Origin of the sequence: Bacillus sp. V2I10 (genome assembly GCF_030817055.1) — a bacterium.
In the GTDB taxonomy this organism is placed as follows: domain Bacteria; phylum Bacillota; class Bacilli; order Bacillales; family Bacillaceae; genus Bacillus_P.
In genome coordinates, this window is record NZ_JAUSYV010000001.1 from 685932 (window position 1) to 699002 (window position 13071).

The 13071-nt window shown below is 38.3% G+C and carries 13 protein-coding genes; 11 read left to right on the forward strand and 2 right to left on the reverse strand.

The annotated features are described in order from the left end of the window. The first annotated feature begins 117 nt into the window (after positions 1-117). The 11 genes from QFZ72_RS03595 (at position 118) to QFZ72_RS03645 (ending at position 10171) form a co-directional block, all read left to right on the forward strand. Entirely contained in the window at positions 118-1452 is a 1335-nt protein-coding gene (locus tag QFZ72_RS03595; RefSeq protein ID WP_307429485.1) for a glycoside hydrolase family 125 protein, read from the forward strand. 48 nt (positions 1453-1500) lie between these two features. Further along, positions 1501-1854, forward strand: a complete 354-nt coding sequence (locus QFZ72_RS03600) for a UxaA family hydrolase (RefSeq protein WP_307429488.1) — start codon at positions 1501-1503, stop codon at positions 1852-1854. Continuing rightward, positions 1841-3001 carry a UxaA family hydrolase gene (locus QFZ72_RS03605; RefSeq protein ID WP_307429489.1) on the forward strand — a complete coding sequence of 387 codons (1161 nt, stop codon included), beginning with the start codon at positions 1841-1843 and terminating at the stop codon, positions 2999-3001. Before QFZ72_RS03600 ends, QFZ72_RS03605 begins: the two co-directional genes overlap by 14 nt. A 23-nt stretch (positions 3002-3024) precedes the next feature. Then, the gene (locus QFZ72_RS03610) at positions 3025-3819 is read left to right on the forward strand and encodes an SDR family NAD(P)-dependent oxidoreductase (protein WP_307429491.1); all 795 of its coding nucleotides are present in this window, start codon (positions 3025-3027) and stop codon (positions 3817-3819) included. A 22-nt stretch (positions 3820-3841) separates the two neighbouring features. Beyond that, the gene (locus tag QFZ72_RS03615) at positions 3842-4171 is read left to right on the forward strand and encodes an SDR family NAD(P)-dependent oxidoreductase (RefSeq protein ID WP_307429493.1); all 330 of its coding nucleotides are present in this window, start codon (positions 3842-3844) and stop codon (positions 4169-4171) included. A 79-nt stretch (positions 4172-4250) separates the two neighbouring features. Beyond that, positions 4251-4682, forward strand: coding sequence for an RbsD/FucU family protein (locus QFZ72_RS03620; RefSeq protein WP_307429496.1), 432 nt, complete (start codon positions 4251-4253; stop codon positions 4680-4682). Between the two features lie 51 nt (positions 4683-4733). Beyond that, positions 4734-5567, forward strand: coding sequence for an amidohydrolase family protein (locus QFZ72_RS03625; RefSeq protein ID WP_307429499.1), 834 nt, complete (start codon positions 4734-4736; stop codon positions 5565-5567). A gap of 413 nt (positions 5568-5980) precedes the next feature. After that, positions 5981-6433: a hypothetical protein gene (locus tag QFZ72_RS03630; RefSeq protein ID WP_307429503.1), complete on the forward strand. Its 453-nt coding sequence runs from the start codon at positions 5981-5983 to the stop codon at positions 6431-6433. A gap of 163 nt (positions 6434-6596) precedes the next feature. Further along, a complete protein-coding gene (locus tag QFZ72_RS03635) occupies positions 6597-7118 on the forward strand; it encodes a competence protein ComK (RefSeq protein ID WP_307429506.1) in 522 nt (173 codons plus the stop codon). A 99-nt stretch (positions 7119-7217) separates the two neighbouring features. Further along, positions 7218-8021, forward strand: coding sequence for a metallophosphoesterase (locus tag QFZ72_RS03640; protein WP_307429509.1), 804 nt, complete (start codon positions 7218-7220; stop codon positions 8019-8021). 365 nt (positions 8022-8386) lie between these two features. Further along, positions 8387-10171 (forward strand): cyclin family protein, encoded by a 1785-nt coding sequence (locus tag QFZ72_RS03645; protein ID WP_307429512.1) that lies wholly within the window; start codon positions 8387-8389, stop codon positions 10169-10171. Between the two features lie 35 nt (positions 10172-10206). On the opposite strand, the gene tagH is transcribed toward QFZ72_RS03645, so the two are convergent. After that, positions 10207-11826, reverse strand: coding sequence for a teichoic acids export ABC transporter ATP-binding subunit TagH (gene tagH, locus QFZ72_RS03650; protein WP_307429515.1), 1620 nt, complete (start codon positions 11824-11826; stop codon positions 10207-10209). A gap of 19 nt (positions 11827-11845) precedes the next feature. Continuing rightward, positions 11846-12649, reverse strand: a complete 804-nt coding sequence (locus QFZ72_RS03655) for an ABC transporter permease (RefSeq protein WP_307429518.1) — start codon at positions 12647-12649, stop codon at positions 11846-11848. Positions 12650-13071: the final 422 nt, after the last annotated feature.

Below are 13071 nucleotides of genomic sequence, written 5' to 3' on the forward strand. Positions count from 1 at the left end.
TATTACCCGAAGTAATGTAATAGAAGAAAAAATAGTAAGATTCAATCAATCCATTGATGAGGAAAAGGTAAGACCCTATGAAATTATCACATTAGGATGCAAGGGAGGGAAACATTTATGAAAAATAAAGTCATTCCAGCATCACTAAACAGATTAATTGCACTTGTTAAAGAAACGTTTCCTGAGGATGCAAAACTGCAAAGGATGTTTGAACAATGCTTTGTTAATACGTATGAAACAACTTTAAAGCCTCAGAAAGATGGAACAACATTTGTCATCACTGGTGATATTCCTGCTATGTGGCTTCGTGACTCGGCAGCACAGGTGCGCCCGTATCTAATGGCAGCAGAAGAAGACGAAAATATTGCTGAGATGATCAAAGGGGTGATTATGCGTCAATTGCAGTTCATTCATATAGATCCTTACGCCAATGCCTTTAACGAATCTGCAAATGGAAAAGGGTATCAGACTGATCAAACAGAAATGCTTCCCGAAATTTGGGAGAGAAAATATGAAATTGATTCCCTCTGCTATCCTATTCAGCTCTCTTACCTATTTTGGAAGTCTACAGGCAGAGTGGATCACTTTGATCATTTATTTGTTGAAGCATTGAAAAAGATTATAAATGTATGGACGGCAGAACAGGATCATGAAAATAACTCCCCGTATTCATTTATAAGAGAGACCAACCGTTATTATGACACACTAATCCGTGATGGAAAGGGATCGAAAACAGCGAAGACGGGAATGACTTGGAGTGGCTTCAGACCAAGTGATGACGCTTGTTTATACGGATTTTTGGTGCCGTCAAATATGTTTGCTGCTGTTGTATTAAAATACGCTGCAGAGATATGTGACGAAGTAATAAAGGATATGGAGCTGAAGCAGGCCTGTGAGCAGATTGCTGATGAAATTAACACAGGGATTGAAAAGTATGCTGTCTTTAATCATCCAGTATTTGATTCTATTTATGCTTATGAAACAGATGGGCTCGGGCGATTTAACCTTATGGATGATGCGAATGTTCCAAGTTTATTATCTATCCCCTATCTTGGTTACTCAGGTTTAAGGGACGAAACTTATTTAAATACGCGCAGCTATATACTGAGTCGGGAAAATCCTTATTACTACGAAGGGCTGAAGGCTAGAGGAATTGGAAGCCCTCATACTCCTGGACAGTATGTCTGGCCTATTGCATTGTCTATTCAAGGGTTGACTGCTGTTTCACCTGAAGAAAAACTGAAGATTCTTAAGATCCTGACTTCTACAGATGGAAATACAGGTTTTATGCACGAAGGTTTTCATGCAGATATGCCTGAAAAGTATACGAGAGAATGGTTTTCCTGGTCCAATTCTATGTTCAGCGAATTTGTTCTTAGTCTTTGTGGAAAAGCGGTGAAAGGAAGTCCGTTACATCTTTCTATCAATAATAAAGAAAATCTATTTGAATGATAAAAATGAGACTGGCCATTCATTACTCTTAGAGGGGAGAATTATTTCATGGATTCGATAAATCAACTAATGGGATCTCAAATATCATGCATTGTCATGAATAAAAATGATAACGTTATCACTCTGCTTAAAAGAGCAGAAAAAAATGAATTGCTTACATTCAGTATGGATATAGACGGTCACCCTCAAACTTTAAGGGCTAGACAGGCTGCTCCATTTGGACATAAACTTGCCCTGCGAAAAATTAAGGAAGGTGAAGAAATCATAAAATATGGGGAAGTTATTGGACGGGCAACAGCTGATATAGAAGATGGAGAACATGTCCATGTTCATAATTTAATAGGCATTCGCGGCAGAGGAGATCAATCAAATTTAAAGGAGAATAGCAATGGCAGCCATTAAAGGATACCGTCGTCCGAACGGAAAGAGCGGCATAAGAAATCATTTGCTGCTCATGCCCACAGTCGTATGTGCAAATCAAGTTGTAACAAAAATTCAACAGCAGATCCCAGGGTCAATTGCCATCCCCCATCAGCATGGCTGCAGCCAAGTAGGCCAAGACAAAGACCGAACACATAAGGTCCTTGTAGGCATGGGAAGAAACCCAAATGTTGGAGCTGTTCTATTAGTTAGCCTTGGCTGCGAAGTGATGGATGCGAAACAAATTCAAAAAGAAATTGCAGAAACCGGAAAACCAGTTGTTTGGATCGATATTCAGGAAGAGGGCGGATCTGTCAATACTATTCATAAAGGAATAGAAATAGCCGATCAGTTAATAAATGAGATCAAAAACACCCCATTGGTGGATATTCCATTGTCAGACCTCATAGTAGGAGTTAAATGCGGAGGATCTGATGCAACATCAGGTTTGTGCAGTAATCCAGTACTTGGAAGAGCCTCGGATCTTCTTATTCAAGAAGGCGGAAGCATTGTGATGGGGGAAACCACTGAAATTATAGGGGCGGAACATATTTTAGCAGAAAAAGCAGTGAACAATGACGTTAAAAACAAACTCTATCAATCAATCGCCCGGTTTGAAGAAGAAATTAATAGAATGGGTGTAGATATGCGCGGAGGCAACCCCAGTCCAGGAAATATTGAAGGTGGATTGTCCAGCATCGAGGAAAAATCCTTAGGGTGTATAAGCAAAGGAGGGACAGCTCCATTGCAGGGGGTAGTAGATTACGCAAGTGAAATACCAGGAAAAGGATTTTATTTTATGGACTCTCCGGGGAATGATATTGAATGTGTTTCAGGTATGGCGGCAGCTGGAATTCAATTAGTTTGCTTTACTACTGGGCGTGGAACACCTACTGGCAACCCAATCGTACCAGTGATAAAAATCTCTGGTAATGAAGAAATGGCAAGTCGAATGTCAGATAATATTGATGTTGATGTCAGTACAGTATTAACAGGAAAAGAAAATCTTGATCTAGCTGGAAGACGATTATTCAACGAAATCATAAACGTTTCTTCAGGTCATTTGACAAAAGCCGAGATTCTTGGGCATCAAGAATTCAGCATTAGCCGTATAGGTATCAGTTTGTAGGACAGGGAGGGGTATTAAAGGAGATGAATAGATTACTGGATAAGGTTGCTTTGGTTACTGGCGGAAGCAGGGGAATAGGTGAAGCGATTGTTATAAGGTTAGCAGAAGAAGGGGCAAACATTGCCATTAATTTTAACTCTGAACGTTCACGCATTCAAGCAGACAAAGTAAAAAAAAGAGTAGAGGCAATAGGAAGAAAAGCCATTGTAATTAAAGCCGATGCAGGCAAGAAAAAAGATGTGGAAGAAATGGTTGCATTAGTTGAAGAATCACTGGGGGAAATAGATATTCTAGTTAACAATGCCGGAATTGCTCCTTTTGAATCGTTTATGCAGCTCTCCGAAGATACGTGGGACCGAACCTTTAATACAAATGTGAAGGCAATTTATCTCACTTCTCAATCAGCAGCCAGGAGAATGATTCCAAAGAGGAGCGGGAAAATCATTAATATTTTATCCACAGCAAGCTTAATGGTAACAAGCCCAGTTATACCGCATTATCAAGCTTCTAAAGCAGCAGGGCACATGTTGACTAAGGGGCTGGCCATTGAACTGGGGAGATATAACATTAATGTCAATGCTGTCGGCCCAAGCACTGTGGATACAGATATGTGCACGGACTTTCTATCTGATCCAGAGATCAGACATAAGGAAATAGAGGCAAATCCAATGAAGCGTTTGGGAACAGCAAGGCAAATAGGAGACGCCGTTGTTTTTCTAGCTTCACATGAAGCCGATCAAATCAATGGCCATTTATTAATGGTTGATGGCGGTTTAACAGTAAAAGCAGCTCAGCCAGAAGACCACCTGGAACATTAATAGCAAAGGAGTTTGGCATATTATGAGATTGAAAGATAAAGTAGTTCTCATAACTGGTGCAGGTTCTGGCATTGGGAAGTCTGCGGCATTATTATTTGCAAGAGAAGGTGCTTCAGTCGTTGTAAATGACCTGGATTCAGTAAAAGGCGGAAAAACTGCATCAGAAATTATTGAATTTAGAGGGGATGCATTTTTTTTACAAGCTGATGTAACAAACCCTATTTCCGTGAAATCTATGGTTGAAGAAGCAATAAATAAATATAAACGAATCGATGTTCTTTTTAATAATGCTGGAATTAGCGGTGTCGGAAAACTTCACGAAACCAATCTAAACGACTGGGATCAAAAGTAGTGTCAGCAGATATTGAACATTTGGGCACATTGACCAATTCTTTTATTGAAGAACAAGTAGTTTGAAGTGGAGGAATCTAATGCTTAAGAATATTCCTGCGATTCTATCACCTGATATACTCAAAACCATCTGTGAAATGGGGCATGGTGATGAAATTGTGCTGGCAGACAGAAACTTTCCTGCAGCAAGCCATGCTCAAAAACTAAATAGAGCGGACGGACATACTATTCCTGATTTATTAGATGCCCTATTATACCTCTTTCCCTTAGATACATATGTTGATAAGCCTGTTACTTTAATGAAAGAGGAGCCGGGAGATCAGGCCGACTCTAAGTTATGGGATGAATACAGCCAGATTATTACTAACCGGGAAGAAAGAGATATCCAATTTGAGTGGATTGATCGCTTTGCTTTTTATGATAGGGCCCAAAGGGCTTTTGCTATTATAGCAACTGGTGAAAAAGTACCTTATGCGAATATTATCTTAAAGAAAGGTGTTATTAAAACGTAAATGAGTCTTGAGTGTTTTCAAATGCTCTTTTGAAAAGGAGAAGAAAACAGTATGGGGATGAAAATTGATTCTCATCAGCATTTCTGGATGTATACAAAAGAAGAATATCCTTGGATTAACGAGGAAATGGCTTTGCTAAAACGAGACTTTTTGCCAAATGAACTAGAGCCTTTATTGAATAAAATCGGTTTTGATGGATCGATTGCGGTACAAGCCAGGCAATGTCTAGAGGAAACAAGGTGGCTGCTTGGTCTTTCGAACAAGTACAGCTTTATAAAAGGTGTTGTTGGCTGGGTAGACCTTTGTTCAAATGAACTTAAGCAACAGCTGGATGAATTTACAGCAAATCCTCTGTTTAAAGGCTTAAGGCATATCCTGCAAGATGAGTTTGAGGATCAGTATATGCTTAAAGAGCAGTTCCAAAAGGGCATAAAACTGTTAGGGGATTATGGATTGCCATTTGATCTTCTTATTTATCCCAGACATATACCTTATGCAGTTGAACTAGTTAAAAAGTTTCCTGATCAGCTATTTGTCCTGAACCATATAGGAAAGCCAGATATTAAACATAAAGTGATAATGCCTTGGAAAGAAGATATCCAAAGACTCGCGGAAAGGGATAATACTTATGTGAAGATATCAGGACTAGTGACAGAAGCTGATTGGAACGAATGGAAAGAGAAAGATTTTAAAGTATATTTAGATGTTGTGTTCGATGCCTTTGGGCCTGAAAGGATAATGGCTGGATCTGATTGGCCGGTATGCACTCTTAGTGAAGATTATGCTACTACAATAGATATTGCAGTAAATTATGTAAAACAGTATGCCTCTAAATATGAACCACACATACTTGGAAGAAATTGCGGGAAGTTTTATTCAATTTAAAAATCAGATATAAAAATTATGAAAAAACCTTCTCTTTATTAAACGTGAAATAAAAGCGAATTAGATTTCCGATAAATTCACTATAGTTATTTATTATGATGGAGCTATCTTCTCAAACATTGACACCTGGCAAAGCCTGCGTTTAGGGCGGAGCCAAGGAAGATCGGCCTCTCCTGGAAGGGTTATATGCCTATGCCAGATCTGAAAACGAAATACAAGCCATTTTTTTCAAAAGACCTTTATAATGCCAACCACAAAGAGTGTCGATGATAAAGATTTGATTGCTTGTGAGAAGTAAAACAGGTTAGTGTGACCTTTCATTTCGAAAGGTTTTTTTATTTAACAAACCTTTTCGTATTATCCTTAAAACTCCCTCATACACTTTCTTAGACATGCTTAAAAGGGTGATTATCATGCGAAGGCGTAAACCTTTCCCTCTTATTCAAATCGTAATGATCGGAGCTGTGATTCTCCTGCTGATCGGGCTGTTTCATGTATTCACGCCATCCTCGCCGAAAAAAGCTGTGAACCTTTTCTATACTGCTGAACAGACTGGAAACTTTGGTGGTGCCTGGGATCTGTTTCACCCATTGATGCAGGATCGTTTTACAAAGAATGCTTATGTGACAGAGCGGTCTCATATCTATATGAGCCATTATGGGGTTACAACGTTTTCTTTTGAAATTTTAAAGGAGAAAAAGGTTCGCAGGTGGAGGATGGCAAAAGGCGCACCGGTATTTAATGAGGCGCGCCTCATCAAAGTCAGGCAGACTTTTAAAAGTAAGTTCGGAACGTTCGATGTACTTCAGGATGTATATGCAGTGAAGGAAAAGGGAGATTGGAAGATTGTGTGGCAATATGAGTGAGGCCTCTAGATTGGAGGTCTCTTTGGTTGTTTTAATCTAGTGTAAATGTAATGTTTATTTCTGGTTAAATTTACCTAGTTTTTGTTTCTTTCACTGAATATTTCTGTAAAATAATGTTGTGGAAAATTTTTCATGATAAAAACAGAAGATTGAGGTGGAGAGAATGCTGATGAAAGAAAGCTATGGAGTTTGGAGAGAAACAATGGTTTTGAAACCGATGTACACGGAAAATGGGGAGTTGTGGTCTGTTGTTCATGAGCTGTACAGAAAGCTTATTGTGAAGATGTCACCTAGAGAAATTATTAACCTCAGCTGTGTGCATGCCGGAGCCTCTTATCAGGGGATGGTTGATGCAGCAAAGCTTATTTTGCCGGGCAAAAAAATGCTCCCGGTATGTATATCACCGGGCTACCGGATATGTATGCTTCCGACTTTATCACCAGACAGTGAAGAGTGTATGTGGGTCTCCTATCATCATGTGAAGCGGGCTTTTGAGAAAAACAATATAACATTTATTGAATGCAGAAATAGAGAGGAAATTGAGATTCATGGAAGTGTCGAAAGCTTTTTGACCAAATCCGGACATGCCCAGCAGCTTGTTCTGACTTACTTGGACCGGCAAGAAGAGATGTGGGAGCTATCCTCCTGTATAGCTGAGTCATATGAGGGGTACGAAGCATACTAAATGGAAGCAGCCAAGTTCCTTTGTGGGATTTGGCTTTTTTTTATACTAAATCCCAGGCTTCTTTAGTAAAATGGAACAAATAGAAAGAAGGGGTCTGTCATGGTTGAATTAATCATTGTGTTACTTGGGATCGTGTTGTTTTACGTATCCTTTGTCATCCCTACAAAATGGCTGAAAGTAGAGCGGGTTGAGGTTCCGCTTGGAATCAATAAAAAAATCCTGCAGCTTTCCGATCTTCACGTGGAAAGGAATCGAATCCGGCCGGAACAAATCAGGGATCTGCTGGTCAGTGAAAAACCGGATTACATTTTTATAACGGGTGATTTTACAGCTGGTGAAAAGTACATATCCCGCATTAAACCTTATCTGAATCTTTTTCAGGAGTATGGAAAAGTTGTTTACGCTGTATTCGGGAATCATGACTATCGAACGGAAGAATTGCCTCACCGATTGCTGTCATGGCTTGGGGAAAACGGAGTAAGAGTACTTATTAATGAATCAATTGAGCTTGATGATTTTACCCTCGTCGGGCTGGATTTTTATAAAGAAGAAGACGGAGATGTTGAAAGAGCATTCAGGGAAGTAAAAAGCGGGAAACCTAAAGTGGTACTAAGCCATGATCCAAACGATTTCTTGAGAGTTGAGAAACCCTTTGATTTAATGCTATCAGGTCATCTGCATGGTAAACAGTTCAATGTGCCGTTTTTCTTTAAGTTTATTTCAAAAGGAAAGCTTGCTCAAAAAGGAATTTACAAAGGGCTTCATCAGATTGATGGGACTCATTTGTACATCTCAAAAGGAATGGGCCAGGCGCATTGGAATTTGCGGTTAGGGGTTAGGAGTGAGGTGACAGTACTTACCTTGACTGCAGGAAAAAAAGGTGATGAGAAAATAAAGACGTGAAGGGATATGTCTTTTCCATTTACGTCTTTTAGTTAAATGTTTACTGTTAAAAAGTCTTTCTTAGGAGATAGATAACAATAAACCAAATTGGAATTGATAGTGCAAATCCCCACAAGCAGCCTTTAGCAAATGAATCTTCTCTTTTCATGATGCCCCCCGCGAAATCACTGTATAATCATTGTATCAGGTAAAATGACAATCATGATATGCTACTTTTATCGTATTTTGACGAATTGACGGATTGTTTTGCTTCTTATTAGGATCACCTTTCATGCCTTCAACAGTTTTCGCAATCTTCCGCCGCATTGAAATAGTCGTTCATTCCTGTACAATAGAGAAGATCATGCAATAAAAGGAGTTTATGAATGGATATAGGACGAAATGACCCCTGCCACTGCGGCAGCGGGAAAAAATATAAAAAATGCTGTATGAAGAAAGAAACCTCGATTGAAGCCATCCGTCACGGGGAGCTTGAGAAAATTCAAGGCGAACTGATGGAGTTTGCTTCAGTCAATTTTGGCAGACAAATAGATGTCGTCATAAAAGAGAAAATGGGTAAACTTGATCGTGAGGAGTTTAAAAATGTATACGGTGCTCTTTTGATTTGGGCTGTCTTCTCTGTATCATTTGCAAATGGAAAAATTATTGATTCCTTCGTAGAGAAGAAGCGCAGTGAAAAGATTCGCCCTTCTACTATGTCTCAGCTTGAGAAGTGGAAAGAGACGGTTCCTGCGTTTTCTGTCATTGAATCCGTTATCAGTGAAGAATGGATTACCGTAAAGGATATCTTTTCTGAAGATATCAAGAAAGTCAAAGTAGAGGCATTATCCTTTGAAGAAGGCGGCATGCTGCTCGGATATCTGCTGCCTTATGGCGATTACTACATGTATTACTTGATGGGCCTTGGATTTGAAGCGAAAGAAACAGCACAGAATTCCGGATTAACAAAGCATCTGTTTGAAGAAAGTGAATTTAATAGCCCGGAAGAATTTATGGTCGATCATTTTCCAGAGATGATTCTTCAGCTTCTTGGTGAGACTGAGGAAGAGGCGGCAGAAGAGCTGGCAGAAGAGCTTGTATGGGATGATCTGAATTACCGCAATATTGCCCTGAAAGTAGAAAATAATCTTCTTAAGGCTGGGATAGATGAGCAAATAAAAGAGCAAAGTCTAATCTTATTGCATAAGTATCTTCATCGAGTAGAACCTGTGGTGAAAAAACAAGAAATTTTTGCAGCAGCGATGCACTACTTTATTGAAAAGCATATGGACAAGCAAGGTTTAACTCAAAAGAAACTGGCTGAAATGTATGAAGTAAGCGTAAGCTCACTTTCTAAAGTTTACAGAGAAATGAAAGACGGAATGGAAGCTGATTTGAAAGCTATTCAAGAGACTGGATCTGTTTCTCAGGCATTTTCGGAAGAGAGGCCTGCCTCATCAAATAAAGAGTATGCACAGGAATTGATTGTTAAGGCGATGGAAAGTGCTCCTAAAGAAAGAGCAGAGCTTGCTAAGGAAGCGCTCGAAGTATATCCTTACCATCCTGATGCATACAATATCCTTGGCGAAGCAGAGGGCGATCCGAACAAACAGCTTCAGTTGTTTAAAAAAGGAATGGAAGCTGGCGAGACGGATCTCGGGGAGACTTATTTCAATGAATACAAAGGGATGTTTTGGGGTTTAAGCGAAACAAGACCTTTTATGAGAGCGAAATTTAATTACGCCATGCTCGAGGCAGCTGTTGGAAGCCTGGAAATGGCGGCTAAACAATGTGCCGAATTACTTGAGCTGAATCAAAAGGACAATCAGGGAGTTCGTTATACTCTTTTCGTCATGTACATGGATTTAGGCGAGTACAATCAGGCGAAAAAGCTTCTAAATCAGTATGATGAAAGTCAAACGGCTGCAGGGGCATACAATCAAGCGCTAATTGAGTATGCTTTGAATGGGATGACGGCAAACTTTAAAAACTTGGTTGAAAAAGCGAAAAACATAAATCCTTATGTCTTCGATTACCTCACTGGCAAGAAAAAACTGCAGGAAGCGCAATCTGAGGAAAAACAGAATGCTGCTCAGTATGTACAGGAGCATTATTATGTATGGACGAAGTTTCCAGTGCTGTTTCAATGGGTGATGGAGAGCGGAAAGTAGAAAAAAGGCAAAGATCTCTGATCTTTGCCTTTTTGTTATTTTGTTTTTTTCATTGTAACAGTATTTGTTGCTGTATCCAGAACATATTCATAGCTTTCTGTGAGTAAAAAATACTGTTGTTTGTTTGCTGAAACAACTTGGGCCTGGCTGATCAATTCTTCAGCCTGATCACTTTCAATGTTGCTTATGATAATTTCATCAGCGATTTCTTCCTGATTGAATCTGAAAGCCACAGCATAATTGCCAAGGCTGATCATTTTAAGACCTTGTTCATCAGCAGATTCTGAATATCCTTTAAGCTTAGTCGAAACAGCATCATAATCTAATCCTAGTTGGGCTAAAAAGTATTCATACGATTCAAAGAACGTATCAGGGAACAATGGTTCGAACTGCTCAATGGTACTGCTGCTCTTTGTGAATGAGCTTTTCGCAGTCAGTTTAACCTCGTTTTTATCCGCATATAATGTCTGATCCATATAAGTTATTTTATACAGGTCATTGATTTCTTCTTCGACAAAGACAGCTGCCGAAAAAGGAAGAGATATTGATTTTTCTTTATCAGGATCCGTATAAGCTGCTGTTTTCTCGCCTATAATCATTCCATCCTGATTGACGCTTGCAGGAATTCCGGTTGGCTCATCTTCAGCTGTCTGATTTTCCAATCCCTTTTGTTTCTCAATGAATTGATTGACAGCGGATAATGGGTTACTTGAGAACAGGGCTGCACCGCTTAGTAAAGACACACTTAATAATAAAATAATTTGGAAAAACAAGGAAAAATTACGTTGCTTTTTAGGCTTTTCTATTCGGTTTGTCCGAGAAAGTGGATTCAAGTCAGTGTTTGTATGAATCTCTTCGCTTTTTTGCTCAGTTTGTTGCTGCAGCATTTCAGTTTTATAGTGTTTCTTTTCTTTTTCGGTTAACTTATTAAACCATTTAATAAAAGTCTCATAGTTTTCCAGCACCGTTTTTGCGTCGCCAAATTCTTTGATCCTTCCAAAATGGACCCACATTACCCGGTCAGAAATAGATCTGACTTGCGAAATGGAGTGACTTACAAAGAAGATTGTTTTCCCTTCTTTTTTAAACTCATTAATCTTATCAATACATTTTTTATAAAAGGTCTGATCACCGACAGATAATGCTTCATCTATAATAAGCAGGTCAGGATTAGTGTGAACGGAAATAGCGAATCCCAGTCTTGATTTCATGCCGCTGGAATAGTTTTTTACCGGCTGATAAATGAAATCGCCAAGGTCTGCAAATTCCATGATTTTTTCAGTCATCTGCTTGATTTCTTTGCTCTTCAAACCATGCATTAACGATTTCTGCTGAATATTATCTAATCCAGTCAGGTTTTTATCTAAACCGGCAGAAATGGCTATTAACGATGGATCTCCATTTATTGTGACAGAACCTGAAGTATGTGGAACAGATTCTGAAAGGAGATTTGAAAGTGTTGATTTCCCAGAACCGTTTGTACCAATTACTCCTATTGTTTCACCGTCAAACACCTCAAAAGATATATCCTGCAAGGCATAGAAGGTTTTCGTTCTCTTTTTTGAAATTGAAAAAAGATCAAGAAGTTTGTCTGTATTTTTTTTGTATAGTTTATATGTTTTTGAAACATGACTAAATTTTACTTTTGGCGTCATTTTACGATGAGCCTCCAATTTATATATAATCGACGAACCGATTTCTAAGTTTAATATGCACAGTTGATCCAACTAATAAGATAAGCAGTGTGAAGGACCAAAAATAAATGGTGTAAATGAGATCTTGGTAAAACCAGCCTGTTCCCAAGATAGAATCCCGAAATCCATTAACAAGATAGAAGAATGGATTCAGTTTTAAAATATTTTGGATAAGCGGCGAAAAAAGGCTTGGGTCCCAAAGAATGGGCGTTAAATAAAAAACCACTCTCATCCCTTGCTGAAGCAAAGAGTGAAAATCTCTTACTACTACAGAAATTGTTGAAAATAATAAAGTACTTGCAAATAAAAAAATAAACATGCTGATAAGATAATATGGAAGCTGGATCAGCATTAGATTAAAGCCTATTCCATAGAAAGAAAGAATGATAAATAAAATGATAATCATAATAATAAAAATAAAACTGCTGCTTATAATTGAGATAGTCGGCAAAACACTCACAGGGAATTTCATTTTTGCGACTAAATTTACCTTGCGGAATACACTGCTGGTTCCTTGACTTACGGAACGTGAAATGAAAAACCATGGAATGATCCCAGTCAAAAGCCAAATGACATAAGGAAAACCGCTAATTTCTCCTCCGCCTCTAATACCTATACCAATGACAAACCAGTAGACAAATAACTGGATAGCTGGGTTGAGAAACTCCCAAAATACACCTAGATAATGCATTAAATATTTGCTTTTCACTTCATATATAGCAAGTCTGAACATCAAATTAATATTCAGAAATTGTTCTTTGATAATTTGCATGGCAAACTTCATACTTCAATCTTCCTCTTTAAATGCCGATATAAAAATAAAAAATCATGGGGCAAGTTATTTTGTGAAGTCTTAAAAAAGTATTATATCTTCTTCCTTAAAGTCTATCAAACATAATTTTACAGAAGACAATGTGTATTTTAGCACACTTATTTGATTGATTCATTTAAATTCACGCATCTTTACATGAATGAAAAATAGAGAAAACCTGGCTTTGTTATAAAACCTGACAAAACAAATGAACTAACAGAACAATAGTGGTAAAGTTTAATATCACATGAACATTTTGTAAATTATATTATAATTTGGTATCATCTGTAATTGTGTTTACAGATTAGATGATATCAGGTATTATTAACCTTGGATTTTTAAAAGTTACAAATTTCTACAAAAACATTAAGGGTATTTTGGACTAAAGATTCGAC